The organism is Amycolatopsis eburnea (genome assembly GCF_003937945.1).
Classification (GTDB): domain Bacteria; phylum Actinomycetota; class Actinomycetes; order Mycobacteriales; family Pseudonocardiaceae; genus Amycolatopsis; species Amycolatopsis eburnea.
This window is the reverse complement of the sequence record NZ_RSEC01000035.1, coordinates 150,214-167,445: the sequence shown is the minus strand read 5'-3', so window position 1 is coordinate 167,445 and position 17,232 is coordinate 150,214. Positions and strand designations below refer to the sequence as shown.

General features: G+C 72.3%; 16 protein-coding genes. 6 read left to right on the top strand and 10 right to left on the bottom strand.

Annotated features, from left to right (window positions below; genetic code table 11):
- The first annotated feature begins 23 nt into the window (after window positions 1-23).
- On the top strand, window positions 24-635 hold the full coding sequence (locus tag EIY87_RS12375) for a class I SAM-dependent methyltransferase (RefSeq protein ID WP_125307848.1): 612 nt from the start codon (window positions 24-26) through the stop codon (window positions 633-635).
- Here EIY87_RS12375 and EIY87_RS12370 read toward each other — a convergent pair.
- Genes EIY87_RS12370 through EIY87_RS12360 form a run of 3 tightly spaced genes read right to left on the bottom strand, consistent with a single transcriptional unit; the run spans window position 632 to window position 3,741 of the window.
- A complete protein-coding gene (locus tag EIY87_RS12370; RefSeq protein ID WP_125307847.1) occupies window positions 632-2,689 on the bottom strand; it encodes a TIR domain-containing protein in 2,058 nt (685 codons plus the stop codon). The genes EIY87_RS12375 and EIY87_RS12370 overlap by 4 nt on opposite strands.
- Window positions 2,690-2,705: 16 nt before the next feature.
- The gene (locus EIY87_RS12365; RefSeq protein WP_125307846.1) at window positions 2,706-3,092 is read right to left on the bottom strand and encodes a hypothetical protein; all 387 of its coding nucleotides are present in this window, start codon (window positions 3,090-3,092) and stop codon (window positions 2,706-2,708) included.
- Between the two features lie 4 nt (window positions 3,093-3,096).
- Window positions 3,097-3,741 (bottom strand): HAD family hydrolase, encoded by a 645-nt coding sequence (locus EIY87_RS12360; RefSeq protein ID WP_225439845.1) that lies wholly within the window; start codon window positions 3,739-3,741, stop codon window positions 3,097-3,099.
- A gap of 135 nt (window positions 3,742-3,876) precedes the next feature.
- On the opposite strand from EIY87_RS12360, the gene EIY87_RS12355 reads away from it, so the two are divergent.
- Complete coding sequence (locus EIY87_RS12355) at window positions 3,877-4,602, top strand: ATP-binding protein (RefSeq protein ID WP_125307844.1); 726 nt, start codon at window positions 3,877-3,879, stop codon at window positions 4,600-4,602.
- Between the two features lie 16 nt (window positions 4,603-4,618).
- On the opposite strand, the gene EIY87_RS12350 is transcribed toward EIY87_RS12355, so the two are convergent.
- From EIY87_RS12350 to EIY87_RS12325, 6 genes are all read right to left on the bottom strand, one after another.
- Entirely contained in the window at window positions 4,619-4,825 is a 207-nt protein-coding gene (locus EIY87_RS12350) for a DUF2188 domain-containing protein (protein ID WP_125307843.1), read from the bottom strand.
- 61 nt (window positions 4,826-4,886) lie between these two features.
- Window positions 4,887-5,753: a 4-hydroxyphenyl-beta-ketoacyl-CoA hydrolase gene (gene couO / locus EIY87_RS12345; protein ID WP_125307842.1), complete on the bottom strand. Its 867-nt coding sequence runs from the start codon at window positions 5,751-5,753 to the stop codon at window positions 4,887-4,889.
- 11 nt (window positions 5,754-5,764) lie between these two features.
- Window positions 5,765-6,658 (bottom strand): 3-hydroxyacyl-CoA dehydrogenase NAD-binding domain-containing protein, encoded by an 894-nt coding sequence (locus EIY87_RS12340; RefSeq protein WP_125307841.1) that lies wholly within the window; start codon window positions 6,656-6,658, stop codon window positions 5,765-5,767.
- Window positions 6,655-8,535: an acetoacetate--CoA ligase gene (locus EIY87_RS12335; protein WP_125307840.1), complete on the bottom strand. Its 1,881-nt coding sequence runs from the start codon at window positions 8,533-8,535 to the stop codon at window positions 6,655-6,657. The genes EIY87_RS12340 and EIY87_RS12335 overlap by 4 nt, the downstream gene beginning before the upstream one ends.
- A complete protein-coding gene (locus EIY87_RS12330) occupies window positions 8,532-9,308 on the bottom strand; it encodes a crotonase/enoyl-CoA hydratase family protein (protein WP_125307839.1) in 777 nt (258 codons plus the stop codon). The genes EIY87_RS12335 and EIY87_RS12330 overlap by 4 nt, the downstream gene beginning before the upstream one ends.
- Complete coding sequence (locus EIY87_RS12325) at window positions 9,305-10,876, bottom strand: acyl-CoA synthetase (RefSeq protein WP_125307838.1); 1,572 nt, start codon at window positions 10,874-10,876, stop codon at window positions 9,305-9,307. The genes EIY87_RS12330 and EIY87_RS12325 overlap by 4 nt, the downstream gene beginning before the upstream one ends.
- A 371-nt stretch (window positions 10,877-11,247) precedes the next feature.
- Here EIY87_RS12325 and EIY87_RS12320 point away from each other — a divergent pair, with 371 nt between their 5' ends.
- On the top strand, window positions 11,248-11,673 hold the full coding sequence (locus tag EIY87_RS12320; RefSeq protein ID WP_125307837.1) for an STAS domain-containing protein: 426 nt from the start codon (window positions 11,248-11,250) through the stop codon (window positions 11,671-11,673).
- Between the two features lie 82 nt (window positions 11,674-11,755).
- Here the strand turns inward: EIY87_RS12320 and EIY87_RS12315 are convergent, their stop codons facing one another.
- On the bottom strand, window positions 11,756-13,003 hold the full coding sequence (locus EIY87_RS12315; protein ID WP_125307836.1) for a low temperature requirement protein A: 1,248 nt from the start codon (window positions 13,001-13,003) through the stop codon (window positions 11,756-11,758).
- Window positions 13,004-13,430: 427 nt separating this feature from the next.
- Between EIY87_RS12315 and EIY87_RS12310 the strand changes: the two genes are divergently transcribed.
- The 3 genes from EIY87_RS12310 to EIY87_RS12300 are packed head-to-tail and all read left to right on the top strand — an operon-like array spanning window position 13,431 to window position 17,220.
- A complete protein-coding gene (locus EIY87_RS12310) occupies window positions 13,431-16,382 on the top strand; it encodes an ATP-binding protein (RefSeq protein ID WP_225439843.1) in 2,952 nt (983 codons plus the stop codon).
- Complete coding sequence (locus EIY87_RS12305; RefSeq protein WP_125307835.1) at window positions 16,379-16,843, top strand: roadblock/LC7 domain-containing protein; 465 nt, start codon at window positions 16,379-16,381, stop codon at window positions 16,841-16,843. Before EIY87_RS12310 ends, EIY87_RS12305 begins: the two co-directional genes overlap by 4 nt.
- A complete protein-coding gene (locus EIY87_RS12300) occupies window positions 16,840-17,220 on the top strand; it encodes a DUF742 domain-containing protein (protein ID WP_125307834.1) in 381 nt (126 codons plus the stop codon). Before EIY87_RS12305 ends, EIY87_RS12300 begins: the two co-directional genes overlap by 4 nt.
- Window positions 17,221-17,232 lie beyond the last annotated feature (12 nt).

Here is a 17,232-nt window from a genome sequence, read left to right as displayed (position 1 = left end):
CGGGTTCGTGCTTCGCTGAGGGGATGACGAAGGCGCAGCGGTGGCGGCGGTACTGGGACCGGAAGTCGGCGACGTACGACGCGGAGATGGACTTCTGGGACCGGCGCCTCTTCGGCGACTCACGGGACTGGGCCTGCGGCCAGGCCGGCGGCGACGTGCTGGAGGTCGCCGTCGGCACCGGCCTCAACCTCCCGCGCTACCCGGCCGGCGTGACGCTCACCGGCCTCGACCTCAGCGAAGGCATGCTCGAGGTGGCCCGCACCCGCGAGCCGGCCCGCCCGGTGACGCTGCGCCAGGGCGACGCCCAGGCCCTGCCGTTCGAAGACGCCTCCTTCGACACGGTGGTCTGCACCTTCGGCCTCTGCGCGATCCCCGACCCCGCGACGGCGGTGGCGGAGATGGCGCGGGTCCTGCGCCCGGGTGGGCGGCTGATCCTGGCCGATCACGTGGTGTCGACGTCGTGGCCGGTGCGGGTGGCGCAGTGGCTGCTGGAGCTGGCGAGCGTGCCGCTGGCGGGCGAGCACTTCCGGCGGCGGCCGTTGCGGCTGGTGGAAGCGGTGGGGCTGGCGGTGGAGCGGCGGGAGCGGTTCAAGCTCGGTCTGGTGGAGCGGCTGGTGGCCCGCAAGGGCGGCTAGGTGTGGCGCCAGCTCACCGATTTGTTCAGGAGGAACGTCCACCGGTCGGGGTCGTCTCCGTCGCCGACCAGAAGGGAGAACTCGTACACCTCGGTGTTGTAGTAGATCCGCCCGCCCCCGCCGATCATGGTGATCTCCGGAAGATCGTCCTGATCCGGCACGGGAGCGGGTTCGGGTTCTCCGCTTCGGATGGCGTTCGCGATCCGCTCGAGGCGCCGCTCCTTCTCCCGGAAAGAGCTGCGCGCCGCAACGAACTTGGCGACGTCCACCGTCACCGGGTTGTCCGGGTAGCGGTGCTTGAGACTGCCGGCCAGCAGCTCGATGATCCCGTCGCTCAGGAACAGGTATTTGCCGAACTCGATGCCGAGGATCCCGCGTGCGTCGTCGAGCATCGATTCCCGCTCGTTCTCGTCACGGTCGAACAGCCAGGGACTGACCGGTGCCACCCCGTCTCGCCGCATGAGTCCGAGCTCGCCGCGTCGGATTCGATCCTCCATGGACTTCGCGAAGAAGTACTCCATGATCGACCGGTGCATGAAGGAGAAGTTTCCGGCGGCGTCGCGGGAAATGAAGCCACTGGTCCGGATGATTTCGTCGAACCGGTCCAGGTCGATCCTGGACAGGATGTACTGGGCGAACTCGCGCTGGATGTGCCCGGTCAGCTCGTCGATGTTGAGTTCGAGCCGGTTCAGGTAGAACATCTGCACCGACAACGCCTTCATGAATTCCAGCAGGCGGGCGGGGTCGATGCCGCGCCAGATCTCCCGGTCGAACCACAGCCGGACCGCGGTCTCGTACACGTCGGCCTCGGTGAAGACCTCGGATTCGTCCAGGCGCGGCAGCACGGAAACGATCAGCTCCAGCAGGATCGGCCGGCGGGCGAGATCGTCGAGATCGTAGATCCGAAGCAGTTTTTCGTAGTACTCCGCCGAATTTTCGGGGAAGACCCCTTCCAGGTACGTCTTCACGTCTTCCGGTTTGAACGGCATCAGTTCCACGGCGTTTCGCTGCACCGCCCGGACGGTTTCTTCCAGGTCGACCAGGCCGGTGCTGGTCGTCGACGCGGCCGCCATCCGCGTCGCGGCGTCGAGTTCGGTTCGGAAGAAATGCGTCCGGCTGGTCAGGATGATCTTCACCTGTCGGCCGGAAAACTCGTTTTCGAGCAGGGTGCCGATGTTTGTTTCATGGCGGTCGTGGAGGATCTCGTCGAACCCGTCGAGCAGGAGGAGGTAGGTGGCGCTGCCGGAGTCGGGTACCGGCGGCCGGCAGGCGGCGAGGATCGCGGCAAGCGGATCGGGGGAGCGCAGGAGGTGTGCGGAGCGCCGGAGATCGACGTACACCGGAACGACGCTGAAACCACTGTCGTCGACGATCTTTTGGCAGTACTTCAGCCGCAGGTGCTTGCACAGCGTGGTTTTGCCCGTTCCGTATCCCCCGAGTACGGCGAGGAAGTTCGAACCCTTGTCCGCGATCAGCGCGTCCGCCAGCTCGTCGGCGGGTACGGGTTCGGTCCTGGACGCGGACGCGGCGCGCAGGGGGATGTACGGTCCCCGCGCCGGCTTCCGGTGGGCGGCTATGGTCGCCGCGGCGTAGGCCTGGAGCCCGGTGAGGGATTTCCCGGTGGTGCGCGGCCGGTCGGGTGTCTCCGCGAGTTTTTCGAGGATGAGGCGGACCACGTGGTCCATCGTGGTCCGGCGAAGATCGACGTGCCCCACGGTCGACGGCAGGCCGGGCACTTCGGTGTCGTCCAGGCGCACGGGGAGGATGTAGGCGGATTCGTCCTGAAGGGCGCGCGCCTGCGCGAAGCGGCGTTCGTGTCGCGTCCAATTCTTTTCGGCGTAGTGCCGTGAGATGATCATCACGCAGTACCGAGCTTTTGTGCTGTACACCTCGCCCAGGTGCGCGGGCAGGTCCTCGCCCCACAAACGACTTTCTTCGTGGCGATCGTAGAAAACGCGGACGTTGGCGATCTGCAGCATTTCCGCCAGATTCTCGGCGTGCGCCCGGTCTTCGTCGGCAAAGGAGATCGCGACGTCGTAGCTCAGGTTCTCCATTGCCCTCGATCCTGGTTCAGCAGAGGCAGTGAGCCGAGGCCGTTGACCCTAGCAGACCGCGAACAATGCGGCCCGTGAAGCGGCACGCGGCCGCGAGATCCCCGACCCGGCGGCGGCCACATCGAGCACGGGAGCGCGGGATACTGTCGCGCAACCCGAACCGCAGGACGATGACTTCGGCCTCCGCGGGCGGCAACGTGGCCAAGATCGACTTGAGCTGCTCCAGGGCGACGATCGAGACCACGCCGAAGATCGAGATGAGCAGCGGCATCGGTGACAGATAGATCAGCAGCGTCGGCAAGGGGATCTCCGGGCACGACGAAATCGCCGGACTCACCCGGCGGAAAATGGGCAGAAAAATGCTGCCGTCAGGTGCGCGGACCGCCGGGTCGTAACGCACCACGAGATCAGCCGAGCAGCACGCTCTCCTCGAGCCCCTCCAGCAACGCCGCCGCATCGTCGTACACCGCGACCGCCCCCGCCTCGGTCAGCTCCGCCTCGCTCACCCCGCCCGAGCGCACCGCGACCGTCCGGACACCCGCCTTCGCCGCCGCGTGGACGTCCCACACCGCGTCGCCGACGAACACCGTCTCCTCCGGTGCCGTCCCCGCTCGCTCGAGGGCCGCGTACACCGGCTCCGGGTCGGGTTTGGTCGCGTCGACGTCGGCGCCGGACACGATGGCCGTGACCACATCGTCGACGTCGAGGACCTTGCGCAGGGCCTTCAGCTCGTCCGGGCCCGCCGACGTCGCCAGCACCACGCGGACGCCACGGGCGGCCAGGGCGCGGACCAGGTCGGGGGCGCGGTCGAACGGGCGCAGCAGGTCGGCCGTCTCCAGGTAGAACCGGCTGTGCAGCTCCTTCGCCTCGTCGCCGACGCGGCCGGCGTCGTCCTCGCCGAGCACCGTGCTCAGCAGCTTGCCCGAGCCCTTGCCGATCGCCCGGTGCACGCGCCACGAGTCGACCGCGCGGCCGAGCTCGGCGAACGCGCGGTGCCACGCGTGGACGTGCAGGTAGTTGGAGTCGACGAGCGTGCCGTCGACGTCGAACAGGACCGCGGTGGCGATGGCAGGCTCCTCACGTCGGCTGTACCCCGGCTACCCACGGGCGCGCCGGATCACACATCGTCGCGTTTGTCCGGTCCCGCGGCGGTTATCCGACCGGCTGAACCCCAGGAGGTGGTGGCGATGCTCGCCCGGCACCCTTCGGTGTGGCTCGTCCCGCGGCAGGGGGCGATCGCGCGGGCGTCGGTCGGCGGGGTGCTCGACCGCACGACCTACCCGCGGCTGCGCGACCGGCTGCTCGAATTCGCGGCGGACGCCGGGGACGCGGTCGTGATCGACATCGGCGGGCTCGAACTCCGCGACCCGGCGCTGGTTCGCGTGTTCGCGCTGACCGCGCTGCGGGTCGCCGACTGGCCGGCGGTCCCGTTCGCGCTGGTGACCGACCGGCCGGGACAGCGGGCGCTCGCCGCGCGCGCGGGCGTAGCCGTTTACCGCGACTTCGCCGCCGCGGAAGCCTCGCTGAGGCGGCCGGTGCGGCGGCGGGCCGAGCAGGTGCTCAGCCGGACGGCGCGGACCTCGGTCCGGGCCCGCGGGTTCGTCGAGGGCGTGTGCGCGGAGTGGCTGGTCCCCGGGCTGGCCGAGAACGCCGCCCTGATCGCCACGGAATTCGTGGAAAACACGCTCCGCCACACCGATTCCGAGCCCCGGCTGCAGGTGGAGCTGCGTCGTGACGGGCTGGGGATCGCGGTCGCCGACGGCAACGCGCGGCCCGCGGTCCTGCGCGAGGAGCTGGACGCCCTCGACGCGGGGCTCGGGCTGCGGATGGTGGCCAAGGTCGCGAAGTCGTGGGGGAGCAGCCGGGTGCGGTCCGGCGGCAAGGTCGTGTGGGCGGTGCTGGCCCGGCCGTGAGAGCGTCTACTGTGGACTATCGGCGCCGGTAGTCCCGTTCGGCTTCGACCTCGCCCTGCGGGGTGTGGACCACGTGGCAGACGCGGCGTTTCTTCGCGAGCTGCCGTCCCGCGAGCACGGCGTCGACGCGGCGCGGGGACGTGTTGGACGCCCGGGTCCCGCCTTCGAGCCGGTTCTTCCACAGCCCGTCCTCGAAATAGGTGTGCACGTCCCCGTCCGCCACGATGCCTCCCGTCACGAGCCCGAACGCATCGGGTGCCCGGCGGGAGTACGGACAAACCTGCTCAAGCCAGGCCGAGCACCCGGATCGCGTTGTCCTTCAGGATCAACGGCCGGACCTCGTCCTTGAGGTCGAGCGCGGCGAAGTCGGCGAGCCAGCGGTCCGGGGTGATGACCGGGAAGTCCGAGCCGAACAGGACCTTCCGCTTCAGCAGCGAGTTCGCCGCGCGGACCAGCTGGGGCGGGAAGTACTTCGGCGACCAGCCCGACAGGTCGATGTACACGTTCGCCTTGTGCGTCGCGACCGAGATCGCCTCGTCCTGCCACGGCACCGACGGGTGGGCCAGGATGATCGTCAGGCCCGGGAAGTCGGCCGCGACGTCGTCGAGCAGCATCGGGTTCGAGTAGCGCAGCTTGATGCCGTGCCCGCCGGGCAGCCCGGCGCCGATCCCGGTCTGGCCGGTGTGGAACAGCGCCGGCACGCCCAGCTCCTGGATCGCCTCGTACAGCGGGTAGAAGCGCACGTCGTTCGGTTCGAACGCCTGCAGGCTCGGGTGGAACTTGAACCCGCGCACCCCGTGCTCGCCGGCCAGCCGCCGCGCGCGGGCGACCGCGGCCTTGCCCGCGTGCGGGTCGACCGAGCCGAACGGGATGAGCACGTCGGCGTGCTCGGCGGCGGCGTCGGCGATCTCCTCGCTCGACAGCGCGGGGTGCCCGGTGGCGGACGGCGCTTCGACGGTGAAGACGACGGCGGCCATGTTCCGCGCCCGGTAGTGCTCGGCGATCGAGCCCACCGTCGGGGTGCGGTCCTGGTCGGCGCGGAAGTACTTCGCCGACGCGTCCAGGAGCTCCTGGTCGAGGGCGAAGCAGCCGTGGCCGTCTTGCTCGACGTGGGTGTGCACGTCGATGGCGGTCAGTGCGGAAAGGTCCACGGGAACTCCAGTCAGGGCAGGTCGGGCTGGGCGGCCTTGGCGGCGAGCAGGCCGCCGAGGACGGCGTCGCGCGCGGCGACGAGGGACTGCTGGTCGGTGCCGGCCAGCTCGGCGTCGACGCCGGCGACGAGCGTCTCGGCGAGCTCCGGCGTGAGGTGGACGCGGCCGAGGTCGCGCCACCACTCTTCGGTGGGCGGCCCGAGGTGCGCCAGGACGTGCGCGAGGCCGCCCGCGCCGCCGGAGAGGTGCTGGTTGGCGAACGGCCCGAGCACCGCCCAGCGCAGCCCGGGCCCGTACGCGATCGCCGTGTCGATGTCCGCGACGGTCGCGACTCCGCGTTCGACGAGGGAGTACGCCTCCTGCCAGAGCGCGGCCTGCAGCCGGTTCGCGATGTGGCCGGGCACCTCGCGCGCCAGCCGGATCGGCCGTTTCCCGACCGAGGTGTAGAACGCCACGGCCCGGTCGACCACCTCGGGCGCGGTGTCGCGGCCGGGCACGACCTCCACGAGCGGGATCAGGTGCGGCGGGTTGAACGGGTGCCCGATGACGACCCGCTCGGGGTGGCGCGGGCAGCCGCGCGCGATGACGCTGGGCAGCAGCCCGGACGAGCTGCTCGCCAGGACCACGTCCGGTCGCGCGGCTTCGTCGAGGACGGCGAACAGCGCGTGCTTGACGTCTTCGCGCTCCGGGCCGTTCTCCTGCACGAAGTCGGCCGCGGCCGCGGCTTCGCCGGCGTCGGGGACGAACCGCAGCCGGTCGAGCGCCGTGCCTTCCAGGGCGGTGCGCAACTGCTCTTCGGCGCCGGGCGCGGGATCGGTGGCGACGACGTCGAGGCCGTGGGCGAGGAAGAGCTTCGCCCAGCTCGCGCCGATCACGCCGGTGCCGACGACGGCGACGGTGGTCATGCGCGCGCCCCGAAGTGGTCCAGCGCCGTGGGATCGGCCAGCACGTCCGCGCCGACGACGTCCTCGCGCCGGGCGCCGAGCAGGAGTTTCTTCACGGGTAGCTCCAGTTTCTTCCCGGTGCGGTTGCGCGGGATCGCCGGGACGGCGGTGATCGTGTCCGGTACGTGCCGCGGCGACAGCGCGCTCTTCAACGCCGTCGCGATCTTCGTGCGCAGCGCCGCGTCCAAGGCGCCGTCGCGGAGCACGACGAACAGCCGGAGGTCGCCGTTGCCGCCCGCGGGGTCTTCGAGGTGCACGACGAGCGAGTCCTCGACCTCCGGCAGCTCCTCGACGACGGCGTAGAACTCGGCGGTGCCGAGCCGGACCCCGCCGCGGTTCAACGTCGCGTCCGAGCGGCCCGCGATGACGCAGCTGCCCTCGGGGGAGAACCGGATCCAGTCGCCGTGGCGCCAGACCCCGGGGTAGGTGTCGAAGTACGTCTCGCGGTAGCGCTCGCCGGTGTCGTCGCCCCAGAACCCGACCGGCATGGACGGCATCGGCGCGGTGATGACCAGCTCGCCCAGCTCGCCGACCACCGGGTTCCCGGCTTCGTCGAACGCCTTCGCGTCGACGCCGAGGCACGGCCCGGAGATCTCGCCGGCGACGACGGGCTGCAGCGGGCCGCCCTGGACGATCCCGCTGCAGACGTCGGTCCCGCCGCTGCCGACGTTGAGCAGGACGTCCGGCCCGAAGACGTCCCGCACCCAGTGGTAGCCCTCGGCGGGCAACGGGCTGCCCGCCGCGCCGAGCTGCCGCAGCGCGCTCAGGTCGAACGACGCGGCCGGATCGAGACCCGCTTTGCGGCACGCCATCAGGAAACCCGGGCTCGCGCCCATGAGCGTCGCGCGGGTTTCGGCGGCCAGCCGCCACTGCCACGCCAGGTCCGGGTGCAGCGGGTTGCCGTCGACGAGCACGATCGACGCGCCGGTGAGCAGGCCCGAGACGAGCGCGTTCCACATCATCCAGGCGGTGGTGGAGAACCACAGCATCCGGTCGCCCGGGCGCAGGTCCCAGCTGAGGCCGTGGTTCTTGAGGTGCTCCAGCAGCAGGCCGCCGTGGCCGTGCACGATCGCCTTCGGTTTCCCGGTGGTGCCGGAGGAGAACAGCACGCACAGCGGGTGCGCGAACCCGACCGGCTCGAACCCGGGCGCGCCCTCGGCGAGCAGCTCGCGCCACGCCGTGGTGCCGGGGAGGTCGTGCTCGCCGTAGGGAACGTGGACGACGTGCTCGACCGTCGGCAGGCCGGCGCGGATGGCGGCGACCTCGGCGCGGCGGTCGACGTCCTTGGCGCCGTAGCGGTAGCCGGACACGGTGAGCAGCACCCGCGGCTCGATCTGGCCGAACCGGTCGACCACCGAACGGGCGCCGAACTCCGGGGCGCAGGACGCCCAGATCGCGCCGAGGCTCGCGACGGCGAGGTAGGCGACCACGGTCTCCGGGATGTTCGGCAGGTACGCGACCACCCGGTCACCGCGCCGGACCCCGAGCCGGCGCAGCCCGGCGCGGGCGCGGGCGACCTGGTCGCGCAGCTCACCCCAGGTCAGCTCGGCGCGTTCGCGCGTCTGGGAGTACGCGATGACGGCGACTTCGTCCGCCGGGCCGCCGAGCGCGTGCTCGGCGTAGTTGAGGGTCGCGCCGGGGAACCACTCGGTGCCGGGCATCCGGGGGTCCGGGACGACGGCCGTCGCGGGGGAGTGGAAGCGGACGCCGAAGAAGTCCTTGATCGACGACCAGAAGCCGTCGAGGTCGGTGACGGACCAGCGGTGCAGCGCCGCGTAGCCGTCGAACGCGTGACCGCGGTCGGCGAGCCAGGCCAGGTAGCGGTCGATCTCGGTCATCGGCCGACCTTCCCCGCCCGCTTCTCCAGGAACGCCTGCATCCGCTCCTTCGCCTCGGCGCTGCCGCTCGCGATCGCCGCCATCAGCGCTTCCATCAGGTACCCCTCGGCCGGGTTGGCCTCGGCGATGCGGGGAAGCGCCTGCAGGACGGCGAAGTTCGTGATCGGCGAGTTCGCGGCGATCTTGCGGGCCAGGTCCATGGCGTGCTCGAAGCCGTTGTCCGCGCGGTAGTGCGAGAGCCCGGCGGCGTGGCCTTCGTCGGCGTCGAGCACCCGGCCGGTGAGCATCATGTCGGTCATCCGGTGCGCGCCGATCAGCCGCGGCACCCGCACCGACGCCCCACCGCCGACGAACAGGCCGCGCTGGCCCTCCGGCAGCGCGTAGAACGCCGAGGCCTCGGCGACGCGGATGTGCGCGGCGGCCGCCAGTTCCAGGCCGCCGCCGACGACCGCGCCCTTGAGCACCGCGACCACCGGGACGCGCCCGCGTTCGAGCCGCTCGAAGGCGCGGTGCCACATCATCGAGTGCGTCAGGCCCTCGAACGCGTCGCGCTCGGTGAGCTCGGCCAGGTCGAGTCCGGCCGAGAAGTGCTCGCCCACGGCGTCGAGCACGACGGCCTTGACCCCGGCGGGCGGGGCGCCGAAGAACGTTTCGAGGCCGAGCACGGTGGCGTCGTCGAGGGCGTTGCGCTTCTCGGGACGGGCCAGCCGCAGCACGGCGATCTCGTCGTGCAGCTCGAGGCGAAGGGAATTGGGCAGGAGAGGGGCGGTCATGCGGGTCCGTTCGGGAAGGCGTCGGCGGCCCGCGCGCGGAGTTCGACGCGGCGGATCTTGCCGGTGGCGTTGCGGGGCAGGGCATCGGTGAACTGGATGTGCTGGGGAACCTTGTAGCGGGCGAGGTGCTGTTCGAGGTGGGCGCGGAAGCCCGCTTCGTCGAGCCGGGACCCGGGCCGCGGGACGACGAAGGCGGCGCCGACCTCGCCCCAGCGCGCGTCGGGCACGCCGACGACCGCGCACGCGTCGACGTCGTCGAGCTGCGTCGCGACCGCCTCGACCTCGGCGGGGTAGACGTTCTCCCCGCCGGAGATGATCACGTCCTTGACCCGGTCGACGACGTGGGCCCAGCCGTCGTCGTCGACGCGGACCACGTCCCCGGTGCGGAACCAGTCGTCCGCGACGAAACTCGCTCGCGATTCCTCGGGCCGGTTCCAGTAACCCGCGAAGACGTGCGGGCCGCGCACCAGCAGCTCGGCGGGCGTCGCCCCGAGCGGCGCCGGGACGAGGTCCGCGCCGAGCGCGGCGACGTCGGTGAAGAAGTGCGGCACGCCGGCCGCGACCGGGTGGGCCGGCGTGCCCTCGTGGGTGGCCATCGAGACGCCCGGCGCGGCTTCGGTCATGCCGTAACCCTGCAGCAGCTGCACGCCGCGGTCGAGCCAGGCGCGGGCGACGCGCTCGGCCACCGGCGAGCCGCCGTAGAGGACGCAGGTGAGCGAGCTCAGGTCCGTGCTGTCCCAGTTTTCGTGGCGGCTCAGCATGTCCAGCATCGTCGGGACGGCGGAGAAGCTGGTGATCCCGGCCGCGCCGATCCGGCCGAGGATCGCGCCCGCGTCGAACTTCGCGACCGGTTCCACGCTGCCGCCCTTGAACAACGTCGGCAGCGTGACCTGGCCCAGCCCCACGCAGTGGAACAGCGGCGCGATGCACAACGCCTTGTCGGTGCCCAGGACGTCGAGGTGGGCCAGCTGGTTGACGGTGTTCCAGGTCAGGTTGCCGTGGGTGAGGACCGCGGCCTTCGGACGTCCGGTGGTGCCGGAGGTGTAGAGCAGCAGGCCCGGGTCTTCGAGCCGGACCCCGGTCTCCGGCGGCGGACCACCGGCGGCGAGTTCGGTCTCGTAGTCCAGCCCGCCGGCCGGGCACGACGCCGGGTCGGTCGCCAGCACGTGCCGCACCGGCAGCGGGCCGGCCGCCGCGATGAGCGCGTCGGTGTCGGGGCTGTGCACCAGGATCGAAGCGCCACTGTCTTCGAGCATGTACCGGATTTCCGCGCCCGCGAGCCGGTAGTTGAGCGGGACGAAGAGCGCGCCGCAGCGGGCGGTGGCGAAGAGCGCCTCGAAGACGGAGACGGCGTTGACGCCGAGGTAGGCCACCCGGTCGCCGGGGCGCACGCCGAGCCGGGTCAGCGCGCCGGCCAGCCGCTCGACGCGCTCGGCGAGTGCGGCGTACGTCAGCGTGCGGTCTTGGCCGCCTTCGTCGACGAGCGCGGTGCGGTCCGGCGAGATCCGGGCCCGCCGCGCGGGCCAGCTGCCCAGGCCGAAATCGGCCGGGCCGGGGGATCGGGTCACGGCTTTCGTCTCCTTGTCACCGGTGACAGGGTTCCTGCTACGGACGGTGGCGAAGTGTGGTGCTCTGCGGAAAGGTCTCGGCGTCGGATATAAGGAAACCTGATATGCATCCAGGATGCGCAGTGGGCGCGCCGGTGTCAAGGGCGGGGTGCCGCGACGGGAACGTCACCCGGATGGGTGGTTTAACCTGCGAAGATGCCCTTCGCATGCGGGGGCGCCCGGTTCGGCCGTTGGCGGGGTTGCGCCGTTTGGATCAAGGGCTACGCTGCGAAGTGCGGTTCAGCAAGCAGCAGCCGCCCCCCGAGTCGCCAGCGTTCGAGCGGGCCGGTGAGACCCGTTCGTCACGCCATCTTCGAATGAGGCGTGGAAAAATGTTAGTCGTCCAGCCCCCCGCGACGGCGATCCCCGTGGTGCCGTCGGCGCGCCAGCCGCGCAGCCCGTTCGACATCCAGGTCGTCCGCCCGTACTTCGGCGCGGTCATGGTGAAGATCCGCGGCGCCCTCGACGAAGACAGCGCCGCTCAGCTCCGTTCGGCGCTGAGCACGTGGGCGCACCGCCGGTTCCCGGTCCTCGTGCTCGACCTGTCCGAGGTCGACCTCCTCGACTCGGCGGGCCTCGCCGCCCTCGGCGGCATCCAGGCCAGAACGGTCCGCGAGAACGCGACCCTGAGGATCGTCACTGGCGACAACCGGATCGTCCGGCGCGCGTTGGCGGACAGCGGCCTCGACCACGCGCTGAACGTCAGCCGCCTGCCGTCGGGTTGGGAGCGGGCCACGGAGATCCACGGCCAGAGCTGACACCGCCGCCCGCTGCTGCCGGTGTCTTGAATGACTCATTCAGGACCTCCGAAGACCTGAATGACTCATTCAAGACGTCTCGTCACGGGCGTCCTCGCGCCTCCCAGCCTTGCCGCCGCAGGAACTCCAGCGGGTTGTCACCCATGCGGTCCAGGGCCCGCCGCCTGAGCGTCGACGCGATCGCGGCCGCCCCGACGCCCCACCCCGCGATCACCAGGACCACCGCCGGTGCCGGGACGATCCGGTCCAGGAAGGCCAGGCACGCCGTGGCCGCCAGCGCCGCGATCCGGGCCAGGCCGTGGTACCAGCGGTGTGAGCCTGCCGCGAAGACGCGGGTGCCGAGCAGGTAGATCGTCAGGCCCGCGGTGGTGAACCAGGCGGCCGCGTGCGGCGGCGACTCGTGCAGCGACAGGTTCACGCCCGCCGCGATGAGGACCAGCGCGAACGCCGGGGGCAGGTGACCGCCCGCGTACAGCGAATACGCGAGCGCCGGGTTGCCGCCGGAGAGGTCGAGCATCCGCTCGTAGATCCGCGCCGCCGACGTGAAGTACAGCCACCACAGCGCACCGGCCAGCACCAGGCCGCCGATCAGGGCCAGCCAGTAGGCGACGTCGTCGGCCGGGCGCTCCAGCGCCGCCGTGCCGACCGTGATCACCAGCTCGCCGAGCAGCAGGATCATGAAGAGCCCGAAGCGTTCGGCGAGGTGGGCCGAGTCCACGGCCAGGCTAGGGTCGTGCGGGCCCGCGATCAGCTCGCGCCACCGGGCCGCGCGCGACGGGCGTTCGCCGCGACGGCGGCGGGGCCGGTCGCCGAGCAGCAGGAAGCCCGCTTCCTGGAGCAGCGCGAACACCCAGAACGCCCACGTGTGCGACACGAACGCCGAGACCGCGAACAACACCGCCGAAGCCGTGTAGCCCCAGCTGATCCGGCGCTGGTCGAGCCCTTCGCGGGCCGGCCACCGGTGCGCGGCCGCGAGGATCACGCGGACGCCGGCCATGGCCAGCGCGAAGATCGCCGGGTGCCCGTCGAAGACGTGGTGCGCCTGGGTGGCGGCGATCGCGCACGGGATGGTGCCGGCGAGCACGAACAGCCGGTCGGCGGCGCGGCTGTCGTCGCCGCGGCGGTTGTAGAGCACCGCGAAGCCGATCCACGTCCACCACAGCGTCGCGAACAGGCCGAGCGCGGCGGCGGCCCGCGACCAGTGCGGCTCGGCCACGATGCCGTGCGCCACCTGGCCCACCGCGAACACGAAGACCAGGTCGAAGTACAGCTCCACCCAGCCGACCCGCTTGCCCTGCCCCGGCGCTTCGCCGTCCTTCACCTCGGTCACGGCGGCGATTCTGCCGGGTCCCGTGCCGGGCGGCCCACCCGGCACGGGTGAGAATGAATAACAAACCATTCGAACAATGGCCGATTTCGCCACGGACGGCAGTGCGTGGGTAAATCTGCCGACAGCGCTTCGCGATGCTCAGAAACGGCTGGAGCTGCGTGAATGTCGTTTGTACGGTGTACAAGCAGCGACCGGTGAAACACCAAGCGTGAGCCGCGAAAGAATTCGACATCGACCCCTGCGAAACGCCGTGCGCGGGGTTGACACGGAAGCCGGAAGTGATGTTCGCTGCGGGTCGGCTCGATCATCGTCGAGGTTCGTCCCGCGGTTTTTCCGGTGGCCCGGGACGTCGGTGACCAGCCCTGGGGTCTTCTCCTGTCCGAGTTCGACGTCGGCCGCGCGCGGCTGGGAATCGAGCGGTTCCGCCATGCACGAAAGAACGCCCACGCCCCGCCGGATGGCGGATTCCGCGTGGTGGCCGGCGCACTGGAGCGTGCGCACGAAGATCAGCGTCGTGCTGCTGCTGCCGGTCCTGGTCGCGGTGGCGCTGGCGGAGGTCCGGATCCAGGGCGAGCTCGACCGCGCCACCCAGCTGAGCGCGGCCCGCGACCGGCTGCCGGTGCTGCACGACACGATCGGCCTCACGGAGGCGCTGGGGCAGGAGATGGTCGCCGCGGTGGCCGTCCCGGCCGGGGCGCCGAGCGCGGTCACCGCCGCCGTGGACGCGAAGGTGGCCGCGATCCAGCGCGACACCGGCTTCGCGCCGCTGCCCGGCGACAGCGGCCGCGCGCTGAACACCGCGCTCGGCAAGCTCGCAGGCATCCGGGCGGCCGGCGCCGCGAACGGCGACACCCGCACGAAAGCCGCCGGCTACAACGACATCATCGCCACCCTCGGCGACCTCGTGCCCGAGATCGTCCCGGCCGACGTCGCCGGCACCGCGGAGGTCGCCCGGCTGCTGGCGCACCTGCGCGGCGAGCTGGCGACCGAGGAGACCTACGTGCGGGCCGCGGTGAACAGCCCCGCCGACGCCTCGCTCCGCCCGGCCGCGATCCAGACCGCCGCCGAGCAGGAAGTGCTCGCCGAACAGGCCGAACACCAGCTGTCCGGTGCGCTGCTGGCGCGGTTCAAGGCCGCGACGGAGGGCGCCGAAGACCGGCTCGACGCGACCGCGGCGTCCCTTCCGGCGATCGCCTCGGAGACGGCGGGCGTGACGGCCGTGCTGAACGACGTCACGGCGAAGCTGGCGTCGGACGTCTCGGCGGCCGCCGACGAAGCCCGGTCGGACTCCTTGCGCGACGCCGCATTGGTGCTCGGCGCGTTGCTGGGCGCGCTCGCCATCGCCCTGCTGGTGGTGCGCTCGCTGGTCACGCCGGTGCGCCGGCTGCGCGCGGCGGCGCTGCACGCGGCTCAGGAGGCGCTCCCGGAAACCGTCCGGAAGGTCCGCGAAGGCACGGAAGTCGACTGGCGCGCGGTGCCCGCGGTCGGCGTCCGGACGAACGAGGAGATCGGCCAGCTGGCGCGGGCGTTCGACGACATGCACCGCGAGGCGGTGCGGCTGGCGGTCGAGCAGGCCGACCTCCGCAAGCAGGTCAGCGAGATGTTCATGACGCTGTCGCGGCGGAGCCAGTCGCTGGTGGAGCAGCAGCTGACGATCATCGAGGACCTCGAGTCGGGCGAGCAGGACCCGCGCCGGCTGGACGAGCTGTTCCGCATCGACCACATCGCCACCCGGCTGCGCCGCAACGGCGAGAACCTGCACGTCCTGGCCGGCGGCCGCCCGGTCCGCCACGGCCGCGAGCCGGTGCCGACGCGCGACCTGCTGCGCGCGGCGACGTCGGAGGTCAAGGACTACCGCCGGGTCGCGCTGGGCAACGCCCCGCGCGGCTCGGTCCAGCCCGAGGCGGCCGCGGACGTGGTCCACATCCTGGCCGAGCTGCTGGAGAACGCGACGCGGTTTTCCCCGCCGGAGCACAAGGTCGCCCTGACCGCGGACCGCGGCGCCGACGGCGGCCTCCTCATCGAGGTGGTCGACCAGGGCCTCGGCATGACCCCGGACGAGCTGACGACGGCCAACGCCCGCCTCGCCGCGGCGGCGGCGGTCGGCCCGGAAACCACCCGCCGCATGGGCCTGTTCGTGGTCGGCCGCCTGGCCGCGCTCCACGACGTGACGGTCCGCCTCCGCGCGACGTCCCCGGGCGTCCGCCACGCGGGCGTGACGGCGAGCGTCCACGTACCGGGCGCACTGGTGATCGCGGACCTGGCCCGCCCGATCGGCGCGGGCCGCGCGGCGTCCCGGCAGAACGGCCACGCCCGCCCGGTGGCGGTGGTTCCGGCGCAGGCGTCGACGCCGATCTTCGAGCAGGTGGTGACGAGCTGGTTCACCGAGCCGGCGGCGAAGCCGTTGACCCGCCGGAGCCCGCGCGCGGAGCCGGCCGGCTGGCCGACCGAGGCGGACGTGGCCGACCGGCCGCCGAACGGCACGGCGGTGAACGGGAGTGGCGAGTGGCCGGTGGTCCCGGACGGGGAGACCGGCGCGCGGGCCGATCGGTCGGGAACGGGGGAGTGGCCGGTGGTGCCGGCCGCGGACCACACCGGGTCCGGCGGTGCCGGGCGCGCGGATCGCACCGGCTCGGGCGAGTGGCTTTCGGTGCCGGCGGCGGACCGACCTGGCTCCGGTGGTGCCGGGCATGCGGATCGCTCCGGTTCCGGTGCGTGGCCGGTGGTCCCGCCCGCGGAGGGCGCGGATCGCTCCGATCCGGCCGAGCGGCTCGGCGCGGTGGGCGGTGGTGCTGGGCGCGGGGATCGCTCCGATCCGGCCGAGCGGCTCGGCGCGGCGGGCGGTGGTGCTGGGCGCGGGGATCGCTCCGATCCGGCCGACCGGCTCGGCGCGGCGGGCGGTGGTGCCGGGCGCGCGGACCGTTCCGCCTCCGGCGAGCACCCCGCGGCCGCAGCCCCGAAAGGTGCGGATCGCGCCAAGCCCGGCCACCCGGCCCGCTCCGGCGAGTGGCCCCCGCCCTCGGCTCCCGAAAGCGCGGCCCGCCCCGACGCCACCCACGCTGAGCACCCCGACCGACCCGCACCCCCAGCCGACTGGTCGTCCCCCGCAGACCAAGCCCGCCGGGCCGCGGAAAGCGCTCTCCAGCCCGCCACCGTGCACAACCTCAGCGCGGCCGGCCTCCCCACCCGGCGGCCCGGGGCGCAGCTGGCCCCCGGTGCCGCCCTTCCCCGGGTGCGGGAGCCCGATGGCGCGGCGTTCCGGGATGCCACCGCCGTGCGCAACAGCTTGTCCCGGCACTACCAGGGCATGCGCGCGGCCCGGCGGCAGACCGCCGCCCGTGCGGACGAATCCGGAAAGGACGGAGTGGAACCCCGATGACCGAACTCCCCGACGTGCACCAGCGGCACGCTCCAGGCCCCGCGCCGGCCCCCGAACGGACCGCCGCGCTGAACTGGCTGGTCAACGGCTTCGTCCAGGACGTGTCCGGGGTCGCGCACGCGGTGCTCGTGTCCGCCGACGGGTTGCTCGTCGCGGCCGACGACTCCCTGCCGCGGGAACGCGCCGATCAGCTCGCGGCCATCGCCGCCGGGTTGTCGAGCCTGTCGCTCGGGACCGCGGAGCTGTTCACCGCCGGGCGGGTCGTGCAGTCGGTCATCGAGATGGAGCAGGGGTTCCTGCTGCTGATGAGCGTCGGCGACGGCTCGAACCTCGTGGTCCTCGCGTCCACCGGCTGCGACATCGGGCTCGTCGGCTACGAGATGACGATGCTGGTCGAGCGGGTCGGGCGGCAGGTCGACGTGCCCGCGCGCGAGATGCCGGTGGGCCAGGACCGGCGGTGACCGGGTACACGGGCGAAGGGGAGCCGCGCCGGAGCCCGGCGCTGGCCCGCCCCTACGCCTGGACCGAAGGCCGGACGGCGCCGTCGGTCACCATCGCGGTCGAAGCGCTCGTCGAGACCACGGGGGCGGGCCGCGCGTCGGCCGGCTACCAGTCGACCAGCGCGCTCGACCAGGTCCTCGAGCTGTGCCTGCGGCCGCGGTCGCTGATGGAGGTCGCCGCGCTGCTGCGGCTGCCGCTGGGGGTGGTCCGGGTGCTCGTCGCGGACCTCATGGAGGACGGCCTGGTGCTCGTCCGCGACACCCTCGGCGAGCACACCGGCTGGGACGAGCGCCACGACTTGATGGAACGCGTGCTGTACGGCCTGCGCGACCTGTGAGAGAGGACCGAC

What these genes read in the sequence shown, in the direction of transcription:
- EIY87_RS12320 (WP_125307837.1), top strand. Translation starts at nt 11,248, where the DNA reads ATGTTAGTCGTCCAGCCCCCCGCGACGGCGATCCCCGTGGTGCCGTCG.
- EIY87_RS12340 (WP_125307841.1), bottom strand. Translation starts at nt 6,658, where the DNA reads ATGACCACCGTCGCCGTCGTCGGCACCGGCGTGATCGGCGCGAGCTGG.
- EIY87_RS12305 (WP_125307835.1), top strand. Translation starts at nt 16,379, where the DNA reads ATGACCGAACTCCCCGACGTGCACCAGCGGCACGCTCCAGGCCCCGCG.
- EIY87_RS12375 (WP_125307848.1), top strand. Translation starts at nt 24, where the DNA reads ATGACGAAGGCGCAGCGGTGGCGGCGGTACTGGGACCGGAAGTCGGCG.
- EIY87_RS12355 (WP_125307844.1), top strand. Translation starts at nt 3,877, where the DNA reads ATGCTCGCCCGGCACCCTTCGGTGTGGCTCGTCCCGCGGCAGGGGGCG.
- EIY87_RS12335 (WP_125307840.1), bottom strand. Translation starts at nt 8,535, where the DNA reads ATGACCGAGATCGACCGCTACCTGGCCTGGCTCGCCGACCGCGGTCAC.
- EIY87_RS12330 (WP_125307839.1), bottom strand. Translation starts at nt 9,308, where the DNA reads ATGACCGCCCCTCTCCTGCCCAATTCCCTTCGCCTCGAGCTGCACGAC.
- EIY87_RS12370 (WP_125307847.1), bottom strand. Translation starts at nt 2,689, where the DNA reads ATGGAGAACCTGAGCTACGACGTCGCGATCTCCTTTGCCGACGAAGAC.
- EIY87_RS12310 (WP_225439843.1), top strand. Translation starts at nt 13,431, where the DNA reads ATGCACGAAAGAACGCCCACGCCCCGCCGGATGGCGGATTCCGCGTGG.